Source organism: Devosia sp. LC5 (genome assembly GCF_000735585.1).
Classification (GTDB): Bacteria; Pseudomonadota; Alphaproteobacteria; order Rhizobiales; family Devosiaceae; genus Devosia.
Genome location: NZ_JNNO01000006.1, coordinates 100,292 through 122,711 on the forward strand (window position 1 = coordinate 100,292; position 22,420 = coordinate 122,711).

At 63.8% G+C, this 22,420-nt stretch carries 21 protein-coding genes; 15 read left to right on the forward strand and 6 right to left on the reverse strand.

The window, feature by feature from the left end; genetic code table 11:
- The 6 genes from FF80_RS04640 (at nt 1) to FF80_RS04665 (ending at nt 7,364) form a co-directional block, all read left to right on the forward strand.
- Nucleotides 1-888, forward strand: a complete 888-nt coding sequence (locus FF80_RS04640) for a sugar ABC transporter permease (RefSeq protein ID WP_035097990.1) — start codon at nt 1-3, stop codon at nt 886-888.
- Nucleotides 889-980: 92 nt separating this feature from the next.
- Nucleotides 981-1,823, forward strand: a complete 843-nt coding sequence (locus tag FF80_RS04645; protein WP_035098060.1) for a carbohydrate ABC transporter permease — start codon at nt 981-983, stop codon at nt 1,821-1,823.
- 131 nt (nt 1,824-1,954) lie between these two features.
- A complete protein-coding gene (locus FF80_RS04650) occupies nt 1,955-3,157 on the forward strand; it encodes an extracellular solute-binding protein (protein ID WP_035098061.1) in 1,203 nt (400 codons plus the stop codon).
- Nucleotides 3,158-3,252: 95 nt separating this feature from the next.
- A complete protein-coding gene (gene ugpC / locus FF80_RS04655; protein WP_052153174.1) occupies nt 3,253-4,329 on the forward strand; it encodes a sn-glycerol-3-phosphate ABC transporter ATP-binding protein UgpC in 1,077 nt (358 codons plus the stop codon).
- 27 nt (nt 4,330-4,356) lie between these two features.
- Nucleotides 4,357-5,223, forward strand: coding sequence for a MurR/RpiR family transcriptional regulator (locus FF80_RS04660; RefSeq protein ID WP_052153175.1), 867 nt, complete (start codon nt 4,357-4,359; stop codon nt 5,221-5,223).
- A 128-nt stretch (nt 5,224-5,351) separates the two neighbouring features.
- Complete coding sequence (locus FF80_RS04665; protein ID WP_035097993.1) at nt 5,352-7,364, forward strand: family 20 glycosylhydrolase; 2,013 nt, start codon at nt 5,352-5,354, stop codon at nt 7,362-7,364.
- A 228-nt stretch (nt 7,365-7,592) separates the two neighbouring features.
- On the opposite strand, the gene FF80_RS04670 is transcribed toward FF80_RS04665, so the two are convergent.
- Entirely contained in the window at nt 7,593-9,047 is a 1,455-nt protein-coding gene (locus tag FF80_RS04670; protein ID WP_035097995.1) for a M81 family metallopeptidase, read from the reverse strand.
- Nucleotides 9,048-9,245: 198 nt separating this feature from the next.
- On the opposite strand from FF80_RS04670, the gene FF80_RS04675 reads away from it, so the two are divergent.
- The 5 genes from FF80_RS04675 to recQ all read left to right on the forward strand — a co-directional run bounded on the left by FF80_RS04675 (nt 9,246) and on the right by recQ (nt 14,086).
- On the forward strand, nt 9,246-9,629 hold the full coding sequence (locus tag FF80_RS04675; RefSeq protein ID WP_035097998.1) for a RidA family protein: 384 nt from the start codon (nt 9,246-9,248) through the stop codon (nt 9,627-9,629).
- Nucleotide 9,630: 1 nt separating this feature from the next.
- On the forward strand, nt 9,631-10,404 hold the full coding sequence (locus FF80_RS04680; RefSeq protein WP_035098002.1) for an SDR family oxidoreductase: 774 nt from the start codon (nt 9,631-9,633) through the stop codon (nt 10,402-10,404).
- Nucleotides 10,401-11,462, forward strand: coding sequence for a D-TA family PLP-dependent enzyme (locus FF80_RS04685; RefSeq protein WP_035098005.1), 1,062 nt, complete (start codon nt 10,401-10,403; stop codon nt 11,460-11,462). The genes FF80_RS04680 and FF80_RS04685 overlap by 4 nt, the downstream gene beginning before the upstream one ends.
- A 136-nt stretch (nt 11,463-11,598) precedes the next feature.
- Nucleotides 11,599-12,165, forward strand: coding sequence for a DNA-3-methyladenine glycosylase (locus tag FF80_RS04690; protein ID WP_035098008.1), 567 nt, complete (start codon nt 11,599-11,601; stop codon nt 12,163-12,165).
- A gap of 76 nt (nt 12,166-12,241) precedes the next feature.
- Nucleotides 12,242-14,086: a DNA helicase RecQ gene (gene recQ, locus FF80_RS04695; RefSeq protein WP_244445697.1), complete on the forward strand. Its 1,845-nt coding sequence runs from the start codon at nt 12,242-12,244 to the stop codon at nt 14,084-14,086.
- 8 nt (nt 14,087-14,094) lie between these two features.
- Here the strand turns inward: recQ and arsK are convergent, their stop codons facing one another.
- The 5 genes from arsK to FF80_RS04720 are packed head-to-tail and all read right to left on the reverse strand — an operon-like array spanning nt 14,095 to nt 17,362.
- Nucleotides 14,095-15,306 (reverse strand): arsenite efflux MFS transporter ArsK, encoded by a 1,212-nt coding sequence (gene arsK, locus FF80_RS04700; RefSeq protein WP_035098011.1) that lies wholly within the window; start codon nt 15,304-15,306, stop codon nt 14,095-14,097.
- A 15-nt stretch (nt 15,307-15,321) separates the two neighbouring features.
- Complete coding sequence (gene arsC, locus FF80_RS04705) at nt 15,322-15,759, reverse strand: arsenate reductase (glutaredoxin) (RefSeq protein ID WP_035098014.1); 438 nt, start codon at nt 15,757-15,759, stop codon at nt 15,322-15,324.
- A complete protein-coding gene (locus FF80_RS04710; RefSeq protein ID WP_152558268.1) occupies nt 15,756-16,457 on the reverse strand; it encodes an MIP/aquaporin family protein in 702 nt (233 codons plus the stop codon). The genes arsC and FF80_RS04710 overlap by 4 nt, the downstream gene beginning before the upstream one ends.
- 28 nt (nt 16,458-16,485) lie before the next feature.
- The gene (locus tag FF80_RS04715; protein ID WP_035098021.1) at nt 16,486-17,013 is read right to left on the reverse strand and encodes an arsenate reductase ArsC; all 528 of its coding nucleotides are present in this window, start codon (nt 17,011-17,013) and stop codon (nt 16,486-16,488) included.
- The gene (locus FF80_RS04720) at nt 17,006-17,362 is read right to left on the reverse strand and encodes a metalloregulator ArsR/SmtB family transcription factor (protein ID WP_035098024.1); all 357 of its coding nucleotides are present in this window, start codon (nt 17,360-17,362) and stop codon (nt 17,006-17,008) included. The genes FF80_RS04715 and FF80_RS04720 overlap by 8 nt, the downstream gene beginning before the upstream one ends.
- A gap of 255 nt (nt 17,363-17,617) precedes the next feature.
- Between FF80_RS04720 and FF80_RS04725 the strand changes: the two genes are divergently transcribed.
- The 4 genes from FF80_RS04725 to FF80_RS04740 are packed head-to-tail and all read left to right on the forward strand — an operon-like array spanning nt 17,618 to nt 22,332.
- Nucleotides 17,618-19,021, forward strand: a complete 1,404-nt coding sequence (locus FF80_RS04725; protein WP_152558266.1) for a GumC family protein — start codon at nt 17,618-17,620, stop codon at nt 19,019-19,021.
- A gap of 2 nt (nt 19,022-19,023) precedes the next feature.
- Complete coding sequence (locus FF80_RS04730; protein ID WP_035098029.1) at nt 19,024-20,028, forward strand: cellulase family glycosylhydrolase; 1,005 nt, start codon at nt 19,024-19,026, stop codon at nt 20,026-20,028.
- The gene (locus FF80_RS04735; protein WP_035098031.1) at nt 20,021-21,307 is read left to right on the forward strand and encodes an O-antigen ligase family protein; all 1,287 of its coding nucleotides are present in this window, start codon (nt 20,021-20,023) and stop codon (nt 21,305-21,307) included. The genes FF80_RS04730 and FF80_RS04735 overlap by 8 nt, the downstream gene beginning before the upstream one ends.
- Nucleotides 21,304-22,332 carry a glycosyltransferase family 4 protein gene (locus FF80_RS04740; protein ID WP_035098033.1) on the forward strand — a complete coding sequence of 343 codons (1,029 nt, stop codon included), beginning with the start codon at nt 21,304-21,306 and terminating at the stop codon, nt 22,330-22,332. The genes FF80_RS04735 and FF80_RS04740 overlap by 4 nt, the downstream gene beginning before the upstream one ends.
- Nucleotides 22,333-22,420 lie beyond the last annotated feature (88 nt).

The window sequence follows — 22,420 nt, forward strand, 5'->3', positions numbered from 1 at the left end:
ATGACCGGTACTCGCAGCGCTTCCCTCTTCGCACTGGCCTTACTGGCTCCCGCCCTCATCTACATCCTGATCATCGTCGCCTATCCGCTGTTCGACACGGTGGTCCTCAGCTTCACCAATGCCGCCCTCCGCCCCACGTATGATTTCGTCGGCTGGGCCAATTACCAGCGCATTTTCGGCGCCGGCAATTTCACCGAAGTCATCCTGCGCACCTTCATCTGGACCTTCTTCTCGGTCGCCACCAAAATGCTCATCGGCACTTTGGGCGCTACTCTGCTCAATGCCGCCATTCCCGGCCAGACCCTGTTCCGCATCCTCACCATGCCGCCCTGGATCGTGCCCATGGCCATCGGCATCTTCATGTGGGGCTGGATGTATAATGGCCAGTTCGGCATGATTTCGGGCCTCTTGCAGAATTTCGGCATCATCAGCAAGCCATGGCCCATCCTGGCGCAAGGCAGCTCGGCCTTCTGGGCCACCATCGTCACCGATGTGTGGATCGGGGTGCCCATGGTCACCATCTATCTGCTGGCCGCCATGCAATCCATTCCCAAGGATCTCTACGAGGCCGCCTGGACCGATGGCGCCGGCCGCTTCTACCGCTTCCGCCGCATCACCCTGCCTCTGATGATGCCGGCCATGCTGACCATGAGCCTGCTCAGCCTGATCGCCACCTTCAACTCCTTCGATATCATCTGGATCCTGACCCAGGGTGGCCCGTCCGGCTCCACCACCACCATGATCATTGACACCTACAAGACCGCCATGGGCTCCCGCAAATATGGCGAAGGCGCCGCGCGCGCGGTGGTGATCTGCATCTTCGTGTCGATCTTCTGCATCGTCTACTTCCGCGCCGTCCGCAAACTCTCGCAGGGAGAAGCCAAATGAGTCATCTTGCCCGCACCGCCGCAGTGGTCGCCGCGGACTCAAAGGCGCTGGCCAAACCCGCCGCACGGATACGCGCCCGCTCCACCAAGGCCATGATCGACCGCTACAAGTGGTACGAGGTCGTCGCCCTCTATGCCGGCATGGCGGTATTCCTGTTCTTCGTGCTGGCCCCCTTCATCGAAGGCTTCCTGGTCTCGCTCAAGCCGCTGAGCCAGTTGTTCTCGACGCCCTATAATTTCATTCCGCAGAACGGCTCGTTCGATGCCTATTTCCAGATGTGGCGTTCGGTGCCCATGCTGGGCATGCACATTTTCAATTCCTTCTTCATCTCCTCGGTGGTGACGCTGATCGTTGTGGTCATCGTGGTCCCGGCGGCCTATGCCTTTGCCCGCTTCCAGTTTGCCGGGTCCGGGCTGATGCTGGGCGGGTTCCTGGCCGTCAACATGTTCTCGGGCGCCGTGCTGCTGATCCCGCTGTTCCGCCTGATGCGGCAATTGGGTCTGCTCAATACTTACTGGGCCATGATCGTGCCGGGCGCCGCCTTCCTCATTCCCTCGTCCATCTGGCTTTTGCGCACCTACATGACGCGCATTCCGCGCGAGCTGGACGAGGCCGCCTGGGTCGATGGCGCCTCCCGCCTCTACACGCTGCGCCGGGTCATCCTGCCGCTCGCCATGCCGGGCATTGTCGTGGTCGCCATCATGACCTTCATCGGCGCCTATGCTCAGCAATTCATCTTCGCGCTGACCTTCAATTCCAGAACTGAATTCATGCCACTGCCGGTTGGGCTTTTCGCCTTTTTCGGCAAGCAGGAAGTGCAGTGGAACGAATTGATGGCGGCCAGTTTCGTCGGAATCCTGCCGGTCATGATCGTCATCGTGTTCCTGCAGCGCTATCTCGTCGCCGGCCTCACCGCCGGCGCCGTGAAGCAATAGGGGAAGCCGGGCGGAAGAAGGGTCCGCCGGGTCATCAAGTTTGGAGCGGGGTCTCGGTCCTGCTCCGAGGGAAGGCGCTCTTCGGGGCGTGCAACAAGGGAGACTACAAAGTGCAAAAAACGACCGGCCTAATCGCGGTGTCGCTGCTGGCCCTCACGGCCTCGGCACCCGCTTCATTCGCCCAGGACGTCAAGGAAATCAGCTTCATCAACTGCGGCGACGAACTCACGGCAGGCTACGCCGACTATTTCAAGGAATGGGAAGCCGAAAATCCCGGCTTCAAGGTCATGCCCGAAGTCGTGGGCTGGGGCCAGTGCCAGGACAAGGTGACCACGCTTGCCGCCGCCGGCACGCCCGTCGCGCTGGCCTATGTCGGCTCGCGCACTCTCAAGCAGTTCGCCCTCAACGATCTCATCGTCCCCGTGCCGATGACCGATGAGGAAAAGGCTGGCTACTACAATTACGTGCCCGACACGGTCACCTTCGACGGTACCCAGTGGGGCGTCCCGGTCGCCTTCTCGACCAAGGCCCTCTACTGGAACAAGGACGTCTTCGAGGCGGCGGGCCTGGATCCCGAAACCCCGCCCAAGACCTGGGAAGAAGAGATCGCCTTCGCCAAGCAGATCGAAGACAATACCGACTTCGACGGTTTCGGTGTCGTCGCCAAGACTTTCGACAACACCATGCACCAGTTCCTCCACTGGGTTTACACCAATGATGGCTTGGTGATCGATGCCGATGGCAATATCGTGCTCGACAGCCCGCAGAACCTGGAAGCCCTTACCGCGCTCAAGGACATTTCGGCCTATTCCGAAGAAGGCCCGACCGCCTACGAGCAGAACGAAGTGCGCGCCATCTGGCTCGACGGTACGCTGGGCATGATCCACGCTTCGCCCAATGCCGGCAATCTGGCCACCGAAGCCGGTATGAACTGGGGTGTCGCCCCGCTCCCCCTCGGCCCGTCCGCCAAGGGTCCGGGCACGCTGCTCATCACTGACTCGCTGGCCGTGTTCAAGGGCTCGGGCGTTGAAGAGCAGGCCACCAGCCTTGCCAAATATTTGACCTCGGGCGAACGCCAATGGGCTGCCGAAATGGCCCAGGGCCTGACCCCGCTGCGTCCGCTAGAGCCCCAGACTGCCGAACTGCTCGCCGAGAAGCCCTATTGGGCGCCCTTCCTCGACGGTATCGAATTCGGTGGTCCCGAGCCGCTGTTGACCGACTATGTCGGCCTGCAGAACGTGATGATCGAAATGGTCCAGTCCGTCGTGACCGGCGCCGCCGAGCCCGCCGCGGCCCTCACCACGGCTGCCGGCGAACTGGAGCAGTACAAGTAGGCCTGAACGCCGGCCGTCGCCTTCGGGCGGCGGCCATCCCCAACATCCTTCTACCCGCCCGCGGGAACCGCCCCGCCGCCCGGAGACGCAACGCCATGTCCCAGCTCAGCCTCAAGCATCTCGAAAAGAGCTTCAATGAAGCCAGGATCATCAAGGGGATCGATCTTGAGGTGTCCGAGGGCGAGTTCGTCGTCTTCGTCGGCCCCTCCGGCTGCGGCAAATCCACCCTGCTGCGCATGATCGCCGGCCTCGAAGATGTCAGCGCCGGCGAAATTTCCATCGGCGGCAAGGTCGTCAACGATCTGCCCCCCGTGCAGCGCGGCATTGCCATGGTGTTCCAGTCCTATGCGCTCTACCCGCACATGACCGTCTATGAAAACATCGCCTTCCCGCTACGCGTCGAAAAGCTGCCGCAGGCGGAAGTCGATAAGCGCGTCCAGGCCGCGGCCAAGGTGCTGCAGCTCGAGCCGCGCCTGCAGCATCGCCCCGGCATGCTCTCGGGCGGCCAGCGCCAGCGTGTCGCCATCGGCCGCGCCATCGTGCGCCAGCCCAAGATTTTCCTGTTCGACGAGCCGCTATCCAATCTGGACGCTGCGCTCCGCTCGGAAATGCGCATCGAGCTGATGGAGCTACACAAGCGCTTGGGCTCCACCATGATCTATGTGACGCACGATCAGGTCGAGGCCATGACCATGGCTGACAAGATCGTCGTGCTCGATGCCGGCGTGATCGCCCAGGTCGGCTCCCCGCTCCAGCTCTATCACAAGCCCGACAATATCTTCGTCGCTGGCTTTATCGGCAGCCCCAAGATGAATTTCATCAATGGCAATGTGACTTCGGCCGATGGCGAGACCGTCAAGGTCGATCTGGGCGAATTGGGCACCATCGCCCTGCCGCGCCAGTCCAAGGCGATCAATGGCCAGTCCGTCACCCTGGGCATTCGCCCCGAGCACCTGACCCTGGAGGGCGGCGACTTTGCCCTCACCATCACGCCCAAGATTGTCGAGCATCTGGGCATCCACACCGTCAGCTATGCCAACCTGCCCGCCGGAGAAAACTTCGTCGCCCTGTTCGAAGGCGACCCCAAAGTGGCAGAAGGCCAGCCCACCAAAATGGGCTTTGCCATTCATCAGGTGCATCTGTTCGACGAAAAGGGTCTGGCGGTCTATTGAGGGCCTTTGGCAGTCGGGGAGAGCATCATGCTGGATATCGTCGGTCTGTTGCAGACCGAAAAGAACGCGTTCACGCGCTCGGAGCGCGCTCTGACCGAGATCGTGCTCGCCGATGTCGACAGCGTGCTCAAAATGTCCATCGTCGATCTGGCGGCGCAGGCCGACGTTTCCCCGCCCACCGTCACCCGTTTCTGCCGGCGCCTCGGCTGCGACAGCTATGCCGATTTCAAAGTGCGCCTGGCCCAGTCCCGCTTTGTCGGGCAGCGTTACATGTCGCCCGCCGCCAGCCCCTCCAATGTGCGCGAAATCGCCCAGGGCGTGGTCAACGGCATCCAGTCCATCATCTACGAAACCTTCGAACATCTCGATTTCGCCGCCGTGGAACGCGCTGCCGAAAGCATTGCCAAGTCCAATTTCGTGCTGGCTTTCGGCTCGGGCGGCGCCTCCTCGATGATGGCTGGCGAAATCGAGACGCGCCTGTTCCGTCTTGGCCTGCGGGTCGCTTCCACCGAAGATCACCAATTGCAGATGATGCGCGCCGCCTCCGCCCCGCCCGGCACGGTCATCGTCGCCTTTTCGCTCTCGGGCAATAATGCGCAGCTGGCCAAGACGCTGACGGTGGCCGGTGAATATGGCCTCACCCGCATCGTGGTCACCCGCTCGGCTTCCATGGTTTCGGCCCAATCGGACATTCTCCTGCCGGTCAATTGGCATGAAAATGTCGATATCCTGCGCCCCACGCCCGGCCGCTACGCCTTCCTCGCCACGGTCGACGTGCTGGCCCAGACTGTCGCGACCCGTCTTGGCCCTTCGGCCGTCGCCAGCATGCGGCGCATCAAGCATCAGCTCGTCGTCAATCGCGACGGCGACGACGCTCAGCCTCTCGGGGACTGAGCGCCAATCATCCATCCTAGACCTCATGGTGAGCTTGTCGAACCACGGGGTCGCAGCCACAGACCCTGCCACGACCCCGTCCTTCGACAGGCTCAGGATGAGGTCTACTTCAAGCAAAGCGCAGTACCATGACCATCTCCCTTTCCCTCGTAACCACCTGGACGCCCGCCAGCGAAGGCGAAAGCCTGGCCTATGGCATCGAACTCACCAATAATGGCGACACCGCGCTCAAAGACTTTACCCTCGGCTTTTCCGGCCCCGCCCGCATCGACCCGCATGCGACGCTCGAAAACGGCAAGCTGCTCAAGCGCCTCTCCAATCACACCCTGATTGCTCCCCCCGACGGCTTCGTGCTCGAGCCCGGCCAGACCTGGAAGGCCATTGCCCGCGGCCTCTCCTATGGCCTGCGCCACTGGAGCGACGGCGCCAATTCCGGCTATGTGGCGCTGGCCGATGGCACGATCATCACCCTGCCCACCGCGCCCACCCAGGGCAAGGGGCACAATTCCCCGCTGCTCAAGGGCGCGATGAAGTTCAAGGTGCCCGCCAAGGCACCGGTTCCCGTCTCGATCATCCCCTGGCCCAAATCGGTCGCCACCACCGGCGCCCGCATCGTCCCGCCCGGCCTCGATCTGCAGCCCCAGGGCGAGGACGCCAGCAAAGCCGCGGCAGCCTTTGCCACCCTGGTGGCCGATCTCTTCCCCGTCGAAGCCATCGTCCGTCCCGCCTCCGAAGCCGGCATGCCGGTCAAGATCGTGCACAAACCGGGCCTGGGCGCAGAAGCCTATGAAGTCAGGTTCTCCGACAACGCCGCCACCGTCTCGGCCACCAGCCGCCAGGGCATGTTCTATGGCCTGGTCACCTTGGGCCACATTCTGCGCGGCGCAAAACTTTATCCCCAGACCTTCCTCTTCCCCACTGGCGGCACCATCACCGACGAGCCCGGCTTCACCTATCGCGGCTGCCATCTCGACGTGGCGCGCCAATTCTATACCGGGGCCGAAGTCAGCCGCCTCATCAAGCTCATGGCCTGGAACAAGCTCAACAAGTTCCATTGGCATCTCAGCGAAGACGAAGCCTGGCGGCTTGAAATCGACGCCTATCCCGAACTGACCGAAATCGGCGCCTGGCGCGGCCACGGCAAGGCCCTGCCGCCGCTGCTTGGCTCCGGCCCGCAGCCCACCGGCGGCTATTATTCCAAGGCCGTGGTGCGCGAAATCGTGGCCCTGGCCGATAGCCTGGCCATCACCGTGATCCCCGAAATCGACGTGCCCGGCCATTCCTACGCCGTGCTGCAATCCCTCCCGCAATTGCGCGATCCCAACGAGATCGGCGAATATCAATCAGTGCAGGGCTTTCCCAATAACAGCCTCAACCCTGCCTATGAGCCGGTCTATACCTTCATGGAAAAGGTGATCGACGAGGTGCTCGAACTCTTCCCCGCCGGCATCTTCCATCTGGGCGCCGACGAAGTCCCGCTCGCCGCCTGGTCCGGTTCGCCCCTGGCGCTGGACATGATCGAAAAGCTCGGCGGCCCGGCTTTGCGCAAGAAGCACGAAGCCCAGCTCAACGTCCTGGGCAATCACCACGGCGCCGACGAAATCGAGGGCTCGCCCACTGCGCTCCTGCAGTCCGAATTCATCCGCCGCGTACACGAAATCATCGCCTCCAAGGGCGCCGTTACCGGCGGCTGGGAAGAGGCCGGCCATGGCGACAAGGTCGACAAATCCAAGACCTTCCTGATCGGCTGGCGCAATGTCGAGATCAACGCGGCCCTGGCCGAACGCGGCTACGACATGGTCGTCTCCCCCGGCCAGCGTTATTATCTCGACATGGCCAACGGCCAGGCCTGGGCCGAGCCCGGCGCCGGCTGGGCCGGCTGGTCCGGCCCGCAGGAAACCTATGAATTCGAGGCCCGCCAAGGCTGGACCGAACGCCAGCTCAAGCATCTGCTCGGTGTGCAAGCCTGCATCTGGAGCGAGTCCATGACCGACCGCGCCATTTTCGACCGCCTGGTCTTCCCCCGCCTCTCCGCCGTCGCCGAAGCCGGCTGGACCCTCCCAGAGCGCAAAAGCTGGACCCGCTTCAGCGCGCTCGTCGGCCTGATGCCGATCATGTACGGGAATTGGTCTGAGGAATAGGCTGCTCGATCGCCACAACCACTGAGCGGCACCTCCCCCTTGACGGGGGAGGTTGGGAGAGGGTGCATGAGCCCCGATATCCGGGCTCCGCTCGCGCGATACTATCCATTCGTCGTCATCACCCGGCTTGTCCGGGTGATCCATCTCTTAGCGTATGCGGAAGCAATGGATTGCCCGGACAAGCCGGGAAATGACGATGATGCCACGAAGTCCTCAACCGCGAGCCCCTCACCAAGGGTTCTCCACCATCGGCCAGATATCCCGCCGCGCCTTGCGATAGGGCGTCGTCGCCGGACTATTGGGATAGGGCTTCCCCGCCGAGCAATAGACAATCTCCGACGCAATCCGCGAGAACGAGTCGTAAAAGTGGTTGGTCGATTTGATCAGCAGGATCTTCCGCGATGTTGGCTCGATCCCCATCGCTGAAAAGAGGCTCGGATCAAAGCTCTGCGCCCGCGTCGAATTGAGGATCACATCGATCCCGTCAAAGCTGATCCAGGCTGCGTCGCCAAACGGGGCAAAGCTCTCGCCAAACCGCATCTCGGCATTGGGCACCAGCTTGCGCACGGTGACGATCTTGTCGATCGGCAGGCCCGTATCCGGCGCCGATTTGGCCCCGAAACGCAGCGCAATTTCTGCGCCTTCTCCCGCCGCCATGCAGATCTGCACGGCAATCGGGTCCCAGATCGTCCCCACCGCCACGTCGGTCACGCCACGCGCAATCAACTCGCCCAGGATCACGGTGGCATCGCCCGCGGGCCCGCCGCCCGGATTGTCCCACACATCGGCAATCACCACCGGCCCCTTGGTCGCGGCCAGAGCCACATCCACCGCCACATGCTCATCCACTTGGGCGACCATGAATGTGCCACGCATGGCAAACAGCTCTCGCCCCAGCTTCTCCGCCAAAGCCGCGCCGGTCTCCGGCCGGTCATCCGTCACCGCAATGACCTTGGTGCCCATTTCCGGCACATCGCCCGCCATGAAGCCATGCACCACCGACAGCGACAGCACGCCGGCTTCGCTTTTTTCCAGCCCATAAAGCCGGTCGACAAAGCTGCGCATCGGCTCCTTGGAGGTCGGGAACACATCGATCATCCGGCAATCGAACACGCTCATCACCGGCTTGATCTCGCCGTTGAGCGTGCGCACCGCAATCGACCACAGGTCGCGCGCCCGATCGACAAAGTCGATATGGGGAAATTCCTTGAACACCACGAAAAAATCAGCCGCCGCAACCCGTTTGGCGGTCAGATGGCTATGCGGATCAAGCTCGGCGCAGACCAGCACATCCGGCCCCACAATCTCGCGCACCCGCGCCAGCAGGTCCCCTTCGACATCGTCATAGCCTTGCGCCACCATGGCCCCATGCAGGCCCAGCACCACGCCATCCACCGGCATGGCCGCACGCAATTGGTCCAGGATTTCGTCGCGCAAATCCTCATAGGTCGTGCGCGCCACCAGCCCCGCTGGGTCCGCCCAACTGGCGCTCCCCTCGATCAGCGTCCAGCCCAGTTGCGCGCAGACCTCGCGGCCCACCGTAATCGGGGCGCTGCACAATGTCGGCGTCGCCGGATGCTCGCCCGGCTTGGCGTAAAGCGAGGCCTCGAAAGCGCGCTTGTCGATCGCTATGGGCGAAAACGTATTGGTCTCGGTGGCCAGGGCGGCGGTGAAGACGCGCACTTGGAACTCGCAAAATGACAATAAAAAGAGCATCCCCACCGGGGCGCTGTCATGCCAAGCTAGCACAAGGCACAACCAGCAATCACGTAAGAAATTTACATTCGTTCCGTCATTTTACACGAGAAATGTCGGTTTCATGCCGATAAACTCGCCGCCAGTGAAATTGACTTTCAGAAAATTCAGCAAGGGAGCCTCCTCATGCCGATCAAACGTTACGGTGCGGAAAAGTCCGGGGCCGGCGGCCAGAACCTGCCTTTCGCCCGGGCCGTGGAGGCGGGCGGCTGGCTCTATGTCTCCGGCCAGGTCGCCATGAAGGATGGCGAGATCATCAATGGCGGCATTGTCGAGCAGACCCATCTGACCATCCAGAACGTCATCGCCATTCTCGAGGAAGCCGGCTTCGGTCTCGAACATGTCGTACGCTGCGGCGTCTGGCTGGATGATCCGCGCGATTTCTGGAGCTTTAACGCCATCTACAAGAGCTATTTCGGCGAGCATCCGCCCGCCCGCGCCTGCGTGCAGAGCCATATGATGGTGGACTGCAAGGTCGAAATCGACTGCGTCGCCTATAAGGGACCTTGATATGGGCTCAGCCTTTCGTCTCGACGGCAAGAGTGTGCTGATATCCGGCGCCGGCGGCGGTATTGGCCGCTCCATGGTCGCCGGCTTCCGCGCCGCCGGAGCCAATGTCATCGGCGCCGACCGCGATGCGGACCTGCTGGCCGGGCTCGACCTCGCCGGGCAGGTGCTGTTTGAACTCTCCGAGCCCAAGGGCACCCGAGCCGCGATCGAGCGCTACATTGCCGAACACGGCGCGCCCGACGCGGTCGTTTCCAATGCCGGCTTCACCCGCGCCGAAACGCTCGGGCATCTCGACGACGATGTCTGGGCCTCCGAGATCGCCATCAATCTCAATGGCGCCTATGCCATGACCGACCCCATCGTCACAGCCATGGCGCAGCGCGGGGCAGGGAGCCTCGTCTTCATTTCCTCGGTCAATGCGCTGGCCCATTTCGGCAATCCGGCCTATTCCGCCGCCAAGGCCGGCCTGATTGCCTATGCCCGCTCCCTCGCCGTTGAACGCGGCGCGCAGGGCCTGCGCGCCAATGTCATCTGCCCCGGCTCCGTCCGCACCCCAGCCTGGGATCATCGCCTCGCCGCCGATCCAACCGTGCTCGACAATGTCCTGCCGCATTATCCGCTCGGCCGCATGGTCCTGCCACAGGAAGTCGCCAATGCGGCGGTCTTTCTGTGCTCGGATGCAGCGTCGGGCATCACCGGCACCACATTGACCGTCGATGCCGGGCTGACCGCTGGCAATCTGCGTTTCGTCGACGAAGTTCTGAGGGGCAAATGAGCGACATAGCCGAACTCGATACACCCGCCGTACTGATCGATCTCGATCGCGTCGAAGCCAATCTCAAGCGCGTGCAGGACTATGCCGACGCCCATGGCCTCAAGCTGCGCCCCCATATCAAGACCCACAAACTGCCCCGCTTCGCCAAGCGGGCCATCGAACTGGGCGCCGTGGGCATCACCGTGCAGAAGCTGGGCGAAGCCGAAGTGATGGCCGATGCCGGCATCACTGAAATCTTCCTGCCCTACAATATCATCGGCCCCGCCAAACTCGCCCGCCTCAAGGCCTTGACCGCCCGCATCAATATCGCCGTCACCGCCGACAGTGCCGAGACCGTCGCGGGCCTGTCGGCAACCTTTGCCGGCTCAACCAAACCGCTGACCGTTTTGGTCGAATGCGATACCGGCATGGGCCGTTGCGGCGTGCAATCGCCCGCCGAAGCGGTCGCGCTGGCCCAGATCATCGCCGCCGCGCCGGGCCTCCATTTCGGCGGCCTCATGACCTATCCCGCGGCCGGGCAGGTGGAGGCCAATGCAAAATGGCTCGCCGACGCCAAGGCCGCCCTCATCGCCGCGAACCTCTCGCCCGAAGTCATCTCCAATGGCGGCACACCTGATATCTGGCGCGCCCACGAGGTCAAAACCGCCACTGAGCATCGTCCCGGCACCTATATTTATATGGACCGCTTCCAGGTCGCCAAAAATGTCGGCAGTTTCGCCGATTGCGCTTTGACTGTTTTGGCGACCGTGGTCAGCCGCCCCACCGAAAACCGCGCCATCATCGACGCCGGCTCCAAGGCCCTGACCAGCGACACGCTGGGTATGACCGGGTTCGGGCTGATCGAAGCCTATCCCGACGCCGTCATCACCGGCCTCAGCGAAGAGCATGGCACCATCGACCTCAGCAATTGCCCCACCAAGCCGGCCATCGGCGAAAAGCTCCGCATCATCCCCAACCACGCCTGCGTGGTGTCGAACCTGTTCGACACCGTGACGCTAATCTCCGGCAACCAGGTCCTCGAAACCGTCCACGTCGACGCCCGCGGGCGGGTGGATTAGGAAAGCTCAATGAACCGTTGCGAGCTCCGATCGACTCACTCTCAGTAGACCTCATCCTGAGCCTGTCGAAGGACGAGGTCGTGGCACGATGCGGGCACGACCTCGTGGTTCGACAAGCTCACCATGAGGTCTACTGATGCAGCCTATCTCAACCGCCTTCTTCGACCGCCCCGTCCTCGACGTCGCCCGCGACCTCATCGGCACCACTCTCCTGGTCGACGGCGTCGGCGGCCCTCTCGTCGAGGTCGAGGCCTATGACCAGACCGACCCGGCCTCGCATAGTTTCAACGGCCCGACCCCGCGCAACGCGGCCATGTTCGGCCCGCCCGGGCATGCCTATGTCTACAAAATCTACGGCATCCACTGGTGCCTCAACTTCGTCTGCCAGAAGGGCAGCGCCGTGTTGATCCGCGCCCTTGAGCCAACCCACGGCGCCCACCTCATGACCGAACGCCGCGGCCGCCTGCCCGCCCGCCAGCTCTGCTCCGGTCCGGGTAAACTCTGCCAGGCTCTCGGCGTCACCATCGCCCACAACGGAATGCCGCTCGACGCGCCACCCTTCCAACTCCTCCCCGGCGAACCGTCCGAAATTCACACCGGCCCGCGCATCGGCATCACCAAGGGCGTCGAAACGCCCTGGCGCTTCGTCTTGCGCAATTCGCCCTTCCTCAGCAAACCATTGCCGCGCCAGTCGGCGAATTGACCGCTTTCCCCAGCGCAGCCGCGTGATTGCCTTGCGGCTCACCCCTTGGCTGTGATTCAAGAACCGGGTGAGCGCATTGGATTCGAGCATCGACCTGTTTGGCGCGGTAGACCGGGATGCCCCCCGCGACCCGCTCGATGTGCTGCGCGATATCTTCGGCCACAAGAGTTTCCGCGGCCAGCAGGAAGATGTGGTTCGCCACGTGGTTGGCGGCGGCGACGCCGTAGTGCTGTTTCCCACCGGCGCGGGCAAATCGGCCTGCTACCAGATTCCCGCCATCTGCCGCCCCGGCGTCGGCATTGTCATCTCCCCGCTGATCGCGCTGATGCGCGATCAGGTCGAGGCTTTGCGCCAGGCTGGCGTCGCCGCCGCAGCCCTCAATTCGGCCATGACCCAGGAAGAATCCGCCCAGGTTCGCGGCCAATTGCGGCGCGGCGAACTCGACCTGCTCTATGTGGCGCCCGAACGTGTAGCGACCCAGGGCTTCCGCAATATGGTGGAAGGGCTCGATATCGCGCTCTTTGCCATCGACGAAGCCCATTGCGTGAGCCAATGGGGCCATGATTTCCGCCCCGAATATCGTGATCTGGCGCAACTGACCGAGCTCTTTCCCGGCGTGCCGCGTATCGCGCTGACCGCTACGGCCGATCCGAGCACCCGCGAAGACATTATCGAGCGGCTGGGCCTCGAAGGCGCCCAGGTTTTCTCGACCAGTTTTGATCGCCCCAATATCTCCTATTCCATCATCGAGCGGGACAAGGCGCGCGAGCAATTGCTGGCCTTCCTCGCCGGCCACAAGGGCAATTCGGGTATCGTCTACTGCCTCTCCCGCGCCAAGGTGGAGGACATTGCCGATTGGCTTTCGGGCAAGGGCATTCCGGCCTTGCCCTATCATGCCGGGCTATCTGCCGAGCGGCGCAGTGCCAATCAGGATGCTTTCCTCAAGGAGGAAAACATCTGCATGGTGGCCACGGTGGCTTTCGGCATGGGCATCGACAAGCCCGATGTGCGCTATGTCGCCCATATGGACCTGCCCGCCTCCATCGAAGCCTATTATCAGGAAACCGGCCGCGCTGGTCGCGATGGCCAGCCCGCCGAAGCCTGGATGAGCTATGGCATGGCCGATGTGGTGCAGCGCCGCCGCATGATCGACGAGGGCAATGCCCCCGACGAGGTCAAGCGCGTCGAACATAGTAAGCTCAATGCCCTGCTCGGCGTCTGCGAAACCGCCGAATGCCGCCGCAAGGCCATCCTCGCCCATTTCGGGGAGGCCCATGCCGGCAATTGCGGCAATTGCGATACCTGCCGCTCGCCCGTCGAAAGCTGGGACGGCACTGAAGCTGCCATCAAGGCCATGGCCGCCATCTACCGCACCGGCCAGCGCTTTGGCGCCGCCCATGTCATCGATGTGCTGATCGGCAAAGCCACCGAAAAGGTCGAACGCTTCGGACATGACAAGCAGGCCGTGTTCGGCCAGGGCCAAGACCTCGACAGCAAAGCCTGGCAATCGGTGCTGCGCCAGCTCACCGCCTCTGGCCTCGTCGTGGTCGATCACGCCGCCCATGGCGCGCTGACCCTGGGCGAGGGCGCTCGAGCCGTGTTCAAGCGCGAGCGCATGGTGACCCTGCGCAAGGATCGGCCCAAAAAGGCCGCTGAAGTGCGCCAGCGCCTCAGCAATGCCGTGCAATTGGCTGAGCCTGCCATGACGATCTTCAACGCCCTGCGTGACGAGCGCCTGCGCATCGCCAAGCAGCAGGGCGTGCCGCCTTACGTGATCTTTCACGACACGACATTGCGCGCCATGGCCCTGGCCCGCCCGCGCCACCTGCACGACATCCTCAACCTGCCCGGCGTCGGCCAGGCCAAGCTCGACCGCTATGGCGAAGCCTTTCTGTCGGTGCTGTCCGATCTGGACGTTTAAGCCCTGCGTCAAACGACCGCCATGAGCTGGGGCTGCCGGCAGCGGCGCCAGATTTCGCCAAACACCGCCACGCATCCCAATCCCGCCGCCGCCAGAACCCATATCGAAGGTTTTGGCCCGACGGCGCCGAGCGCCACCGAGAGCGCGAATGGCGCGATGGCCGATAGAGCCAGCCGGCCCAGGCTGATCCAGCCCAGCCGCCGCCCGAAGCCGGCCTTGCCGAACAGGGTGAGCGGCAGGGTGCCCGATACAATGCTGAACAGTCCCGTGCCCATGCCAAAGATGATAGCAAAGACGATGCCGCCGGCGATCGAAGGCGCCGTCAGGGCAAGGATTGTCAGCGCCAGTGGCATCATCGTCGCCGAAATGATCGACAGCACCGTCGCCGGCAATTCCTTGCCGAATGTCATGTTGATCAGCCGGCTGGCCACCTGCGCCGGCCCCAGCAGCGAGGCCACGAACACGCCCACTGTGCCCAGGCCGAGCGAACCCAGCATCGGCACGATATGGAACAGGATTGCCGCCGAAATAAATCCTGCCAGCGAGAAGCCGAGAACCACCAGGGCAAACACTATGCTCTGGTCAACCGGATTTGCCACTGCGGCGGTGGCGGCCGGTTGCGGCATCCGTGCCGCGGCCATGCGCGAAAACCGCGACAGCCACAAGTGTAGCGGCAGGCAGATAAGCAGGTTCAACCCCGCGAATACGAAATAGACCTGGTGCCAGTCCATGGCCCCCAGCATGGCGCTGGTCAGCGGCCAGAAGATCGTCGAGGCAAAGCCAGCAATCAGCGTCAGATAGGTGATGCTGCGCTGCGCCTTGGGGCCCGTACTCTGGGCGAGGAAGGCAAAAGCCGTCGAATAGAGCACAAAGGCGGAAGCCAGCTCGACCAGGATCATGCCGGCGAGGAAGGCAAGGGCGTTTCCGGCCAGCGCGCAGACGATCAGCGCTGCGGCCGCGCCTATCGAGCCGGCCGACATGACGCGCCCGGCGCCATGCCGGTCTGCCAGCCCGCCGGCATAGGGCGAGATGGCCCCACCCGCCAGCAATGCCAGCGAGATGCATCCATAAATCCACTCGATGGCCACGCCGAACTCGGCGGCAATGCGGGGCGCCAGGATGCTGAAGCTATAGTAGAGCGTACCATAGCCGATGATCTGGGTGACCCCGAGTGCCCAGATGGCCGCCGCGTTCGACGGCGAATTTGCAGCACCGGCCATCCTGTTCTAGATCGGTTAGCCGATCCGCTCCCCGGTTACGCGCTTGCCCTCGGCATCGATAATAACCTCGCCATCTTCCTTGGTGAATGGCCCGATATCGGAATTCTCCAGAATATCCAGCACCACCTCGCTCGGCCGGCACAGCCGGGTGCCTAGCGGGGTCTCGACAAAGGGACGGTTGAGCAGGATCGGGTGGGCTTCTATGGCGTCGAGCAGTTCATCATCCGACAAGGACGCCTCGGCCAGCCCGAGTTCGGCATAGGGCGTGTCCTTCTGCCGGATCGCCTGCCGCAACGTCATGCCGGCGGCCGCAACCAGTTCGCTGATCCTCGTGCGCGATGGCGGGGTCTTGAGATATTCGATCACGACAGGCTCGACACCGGACTGGCGGATCATCGCCAGCGTATTGCGCGACGTGCCGCATTCGGGATTGTGGTAGATGGTGACGCTCATGATTGTTCTTCCGCGTTGATGGGGCGGCCCTCGCCGGCCGGACTGCGCAGCAGCCAGGACATCAGCGCCAGCGCGACCAGGGCGCCAGCCAGTTGCGCCAGGATGAAGCCCGGCAAGTCCTGTGGGCGAATACCGGAAAAGGTGTCGGTGAACGCGCGGGCGATGGCCACGGCAGGATTGGCAAATGAGGTCGACGCCGTGAACCAGTAGGCAGCCGTGATGTAGAGCCCGACCAGCATTGGAACGGCCTGTCGCTGAAACCGGATGCCGGCCAGGATAATGGCGACAAGGCCGAAGCAAGCCACGCCTTCGGAAAGCCATTGCGCAGCCCCGGTACGCACCGTGCTGGAAGCCTGCAGCAGCGGCAGCGCGAACATGGCATGCGCCAGTATTGCCCCGACAATGCCGCCCGCGATCTGAACAACAGCATAGAGCGCGGCTTCGCGACCCGGCAGGTCTCGCCGCAAGGCGAAGACCAAGGACACCGCCGGATTGAAATGGGCGCCCGAAATCGGCCCCAGAATGGCGATCAGCACCACCAGCACGGCGCCGGTGGCAATGGTGTTGGCCAGCAGCGCCAGTGCGATATCGGTGGTCAGTGTCTCGGCCATAATGCCCGAGCCCACGACCGCCGCCACCAGGAGCGCGGTGCCAAGTGCCTCGGCAACCAGACGGCGTGGCAAGTCGATCATGTATATAGCCCTGGTGAGGACATTGGCTGGATCATCACGCCACGTTCGACGACTTGGTGGTCGTCCCGTCCATGGCGCCGATACCCTCAAGCCGGGAGTTCAATGCCATGCGGTCGATGCTGGCCAGCGGCAGGTTGATGAAGGCGCCGATGCGGTTGCGCAGGAAGCGCAGGGCATCCTCGAAAGCAGCACGTTGCTTGAATTCAGGCCCGATGACCGCCGCGGGATCTTCGATGCCCCAATGTGCCGTCATCGGCTGGCCCGGCCATATTGGGCAGGTCTCGCCGGCCGCATTGTCACAGACGGTAAAGATGAAATCCATCTTGGGCGCATCGGGCGCGGCGAACTCGTCCCAGGCCTTGGAGCGCAGGCCATCGATCGGGATGCCGGCCTTGGCAAGTGTTTCCAGCGTCATCGGGTGAATTGTGCCCTTGGGTGTCGAACCCGCGGAATAGGCGCGAAAATGGCCCCGGCCGACATGATTGAGGATCGCCTCGCCCAGGATCGAGCGGGCGGAATTGCCGGTGCAGAGAAACAGGACATTGTAGACGCGGTCAGGCATGGCTGGTCTCCTTTGGGTCGCAGCACGGGGTGAATTCGGCGATGAGGGGTGCGCACAATTCGGCTCGGCCGCCGCAGCAATCCTGCACCAGGAAGCTCGCGATCTCCCGCACCCGATCAACTACCGCCCGATAGACGATGGACCGGCTATGGCGCTCGGATTCGATGAGCCCGGCGCGGGCTAGAATGGCCAGGTGCGTCGACATGGTGTTTTGCGGCACCTCGAGCCGCCGGGCGATTTCGCCGGCCGGCAGGCCCAGGGGTTCCTGCTCCATCAGCAGACGGAACGTGTCGAGACGCGTAGCCTGGGATAGAGCGGCGAAAACGTCGAGAGCATGCGAAGATTCCATATATCGAGAATGACTGATATATGAACTTCAGTCAAGCTGGCAGTCGGACATTTCGTGCCGTCATAAGCGCACCTTCCGGACAGGGAGGGCCGGCTATTTCGCCGTCATGGGTCGCAAGCATTCCCCATGCATACGTAAGTACATTCACAGAATACGATTAACCGCCAGACCAGCTTGTGTTTTTCGCCGCACTGGTCCGGTGCAACAATGCCCCCAGTTTAATCATGCATTAACCATGACATACTGGTGGTGCCCATGTTCCGCTCCGACATCGTTACCGAAACGGCCACCTTTATCGGCCCGGTCCCTTCGGTCTCCCCCGCACTGGGCGATTATCTCGGCCAGCTCTGGCGCGCCCGCTATTGGGCCGGGGCAGGGGCCTTGTGTTGTGCCGCCTTCGCGCTCGCTGCTCCCTTGGTGCTGACCCCCAGCTATCGGGCCAGCGCGCAGATATTCATCGATCCGCAAAACCTGCAGGTGCTGGAGCGCGATCTGACGCCCTCCACCGCCTCGGGCGACGCCGGCGTGGTGCTGATCGAAAGCCAGGCCCGCGTCATGGCCTCGGATTCGGTGCTGCGCGCCGCCGCCACCCAATTGGACTTGCAGAACGATCCTGAATTTATCGGCAGGCCCAATCCGCTCCGCGCTTTGCTCGACAGCCTGGCCGGCGGCGCCTCCGATGCCCCGCGCGATGATCTGAGCAAGGCCGTATTGGCCCTCTCCAAGGCCGTCCATGTGGTGCGGCTTGATCGCACCTATGTAGTCGATATCCACGCCGAATCCGAAAGCGCCACCAAGGCGGCAGCCATTGCCAATGCCGTGGTCTCAAATTATCTGGGCCTGCGCGAAACCCAGCGCGCCGCCCAGGCCGAGCGCGCTTCCGGTGCGCTGGAAGGCCGGCTCGCCCAATTGCTCGGCGAACTGGAATCTGCCGAAAACGCCGTCGAACGCTTCAAGACAGCCAATGGCATTGTCGAAACTGGCGGCCAGTCCCTGCTCGAAGGCGAAGTCGGGCAAACCAATCAGGCCCTGCTCGCTGCCGACAATGCATTGGCCGCCGCCCGCGTCGAGCGCGATCAATTGCAGGCACTGGCCGCCAATTCCGAACAGGCCGCCGCGGCCCCCGAGGCCATGGGTTCGGCTGATATCACCCGGCTGCGCGATCAGCTGCAAACCGCCAACGCCGATGTGGCCGTGCTGCGCGCTACCCTGGGCGCCCAGCATCCCCGCCTGATCGTCGCCGAACAACGCGTCACCGGCGCCCGCGCCGCGCTCGACGCCGAAGTGGCTCGCCTGCTGATCGCTGCCGATCTGGCATTGCAACGCGCCCGGGATAATGCCTCCGCCCTGCGCTCCCGGCTCGAGAACGCCACCGCAAATCTGCAGGCCACCGACGCCAAGCGCATTCGCCTGCGCCAGCTCGAGCGTGAAGCCGAAGCCAGCCGCGCCGTCTATCAGGATGCTCTGCTCCGCTCGCGCGAAACCGCCGAACAGGCGCGTCTCGATACGCTCAATGCCCAGGTGGTGTCACAGGCCGCCGCCCCCTCCGAGCGCAGCTTCCCACCCAAGCCCAGCATGCTGCTGCCGCTGGGCCTGATCGTGGGCCTGCTGCTCGGGGGCGCTCTGGGAATGCTGGTCAATCGCTGGCGGGGGCACTGACCATGCGCCGCCGCGCTGTTCTCGCCGGATTGGCCGGACTGGCAGCGCCTGCCCATGCCCAGCAGCCAACCCGCATCGAAATCTCCGGCAACCGCCTGTTCTGGAACCACGCCCCCCTGCGCCTTTGCGGCATTGCCATGGGCGACCCCGTCTATATCCGCGCCGGCCGCTCGCTCGATGACTATCGCGTGGTGGCCGAAGACTGGGGCGCCAATTGCGTGCGCATCAGCGTCCATCCCGGCCATTGGCGCTACGACCCGACCCTGATGGCACAATACCTAGACGCCGATATCGCAGCCGCCCGCGCCCAAGGCCTGTTCGTCATCGTCGACTGGCACGCTATCGGCTTCCCCGATCACTACGAGCCCATTCCTCCACCCGAATGGGGCCTGCCGCCCGACGCCTATCTTTCGTCAATTGCCGATGCCATCGCCTTCTGGACCGCCATGGCCCAGCGCCACGGCGATGACCCGCACATCCTGTTCGAACTCTGGAACGAGCCCGTCGGCCATCAAAGCCATTGGATCTCCGACGGCGCCTGGTGGCCCGTTTTCAGACAGGCCTGGCAGCAGATCACCGCTGCCATCCGCCCCATCAGCGACAATATCGTGCTCTGCGCCGGCGGCCGCTGGGCGCATGACCTGACCGGCGCCGCCGCCGATCCGCTGCCTGATCCACGCACCGCCTATGCCTGGCACGTCTATCCCAATGAGGACCGCTACGATCCTGATCGCTGGTTCAAGAGCCTGGGCACATTGGCCGCGCACAAGCCCATTGTGGTCACCGAATGGGGCTTCTGCCCCACCTGCATCGATGGCCTGGCCGGTGGCCCCGCCGATTTTGCCGAACCCTTCACCCAGAATGTGCTCGACGCGCTGCAACTGAGCCACACCGCCTGGTGCTACAGCCCCGGCGCCACGCCCGCTCTGCTCGCCAGCGACGGCCAGACCCCGTCCGACTACGGCGCCTTCGTCAAAGCCTATCTCCTGGCCCTCTCAGATGCGTGACGCCATTGCCCAACCCGCCGAAATCGATCTAGGTCAGGCGCTGATCGCCCTCTTCGCCGGCTTTGTTATCCTGGTGCTCTGGACGCAGGCGCAGCCCTTTGCCAGCCTTTCCGACTATAGCGTCATCGACGACCCCACCCAGTCCAATAGCCTGCGCCGCAATCTGACGCTGCTGATCCTGGGCCTGACCCTGCTGCTGGTCTGGCGCGGCGGCAATGTCGGCCCGCTCTGGGCCGCTGTCAGCCCCGGCCTCGTCGCCATTTTCGGCTGGTTTGCCCTCACCTCGCTGCTCTCATCCAGCCCGGGCCTGGCACTCAACCGCCTGGCATTGGCGGGCGTGGTGATCGGCATCGCGCTCTGCCTGCCCCTGCTGTTCAAGCGGGTGGAAATCTTCGTCACCACTCTGGGCGTCGCCACGGCTGTCGCCATCCTGCTGTGCTTTCTGGGCGTGTTGTTCATACCGGATCTGGCCATTCACAGTCTGCGCGACACGGCCGAGCAGGGCCTTGCCGGCGACTGGCGCGGCATGTTCCGCCACAAGAACGATCTGGCCTCCATGGCCATTCATTTCAGCTTTACCGGCCTGCTGCTCTGGCGCCTGGGCCGCCCGGCCTGGGGCGGCATGATCCTCACCGGCGCCTTGGTGTTGCTGATCATGTCCGGCGGCAAATCGGCAGCTTTGCTATTGGTCCCAGCCCTCATTGGCGCCGCGCTCATCGTTCGCGCCAACCATCCCGCTGTTATTGCCGCTCTGGCCGTGGGCGGCCTCGCGCTCGTCACCGTCGGCTCCGTTGCCTTTCCAGCCCTTGCCGCGATCACCAACCACCTGCCCGACCCCACCTTCACCGGCCGCGCCGATATCTGGCAGCTTGCCCTCGACGCTGCCGGACGGCGGCCCCTGACCGGCTATGGTTACAACGTCTTCTGGGACACCGGCGTCATCTACGCCGTCGCCGGTTCCAACGATACCGCCGCCCAGGTCTCGCACGCCCATAATGGCTTCCTCGATATCGCCATCTCCGCCGGCGTGCCCGGCCTGTTGCTGGTCCTCGGTTGGGCCGCCATCGCGCCCCTACGGCACATCGCGACGATCCGCCGCCGCGCCCTGGACCGTGCCGAACAGGCCCTGCTCGAATTCTTCGTCCAGGGCTGGCTCTTCACCCTGCTGATTTCGAGCCTTGAAGCCGTACTGTTCAATCGCGGCGATTCCATCTGGTTCACGGGCCTGCTCTCCATCGTCTGCCTGCGCCTCTGGTCCCGCGCGGACCTCGCCCGATGAAAGTGTTGCAAGTCGTCACCCGCGATGAACCCGGCGGCGTGCAGGTCCTGACCGAAATGATCGCCGAAGGCCTCACGCGCCGCGGCCACGAGATCGAAACCATCGCCATGGCCGGCAATCTCCGCCGCCTCGCCAGCACAATCCTCTCCCGCCGCCACGACGCACTATTGTCCTATCAAGTCGCCGCCGGCATCTTCGCCAGCGCCCTCGCTTTCCCCGCCGGCATCCGCCTGCGCGCCACCCACCTCACCGCCATCCCCGCCGCCATGCGGCCCCATTGGCGCCTGCTGGACCGGCTCTGGGGGCAATACGGCATCCACAGCACCATCATCGCCAACTCCGCCGCGACCCAACTCAGCATCGCTGCCTATCCCGACAGCTACCGGCGCCGGACGTTTCTCATCCCCCACGGCGTCACGCCGCTGCCCATGCCGCACAATACCAATTGGCGCCACCACCTCGGAGTCCCCGCCAACACGCCTCTCCTCGTGGCCAGCGGACGCCTCGCCACCCAGAAAAACCACGCTATCGCCGTCGCGGCTCTCCCCCTGTTGCCCGGCGCCCATCTGGCAATCGCCGGCGACGGTGAACTCCGCGACGCCCTCGTCGCCCAGGCCATCCAGCTCAACGTCAGCGACCGCCTGCACCTGCTCGGCAATCTCGATCGCCCGTCACTGGCCGCGCTGCTCATGAGTGCGAATATCTATCTCTTCCCCTCCACCTGGGAGAGTTTTGGCCTGGCCGGTGTAGAAGCCGCCATGCTCGGCCTCCCCATCCTCGCCGCCGACCTGCCGGTCTTGCGCGAAGTGTTGGCCCCCGCCGCCACCCTGGGTCTGGCAGTCTTCCACGCCTCCAATGGCGCCACCCAACTCGCCGCAACGGCAAAAGCCATGCTGGCCCAACCCGCCAGCCCGCAGCAACGCACCGCCTCGGCCACCGCCATGCAGTCCCGACACGGTATCGAACCCATGGTCGAGGCCTATTGCCGCCTGCTCGAAACCTTGCCGCCCCGCGCCAAGAGGTAATTCAACACCTGCCTCGCCCCAAACAGGTCCCACCTCACCGCCATCCCCGCCGCAGCCGCCACCCCCAGCCCCACCCCCGCCCACCAGC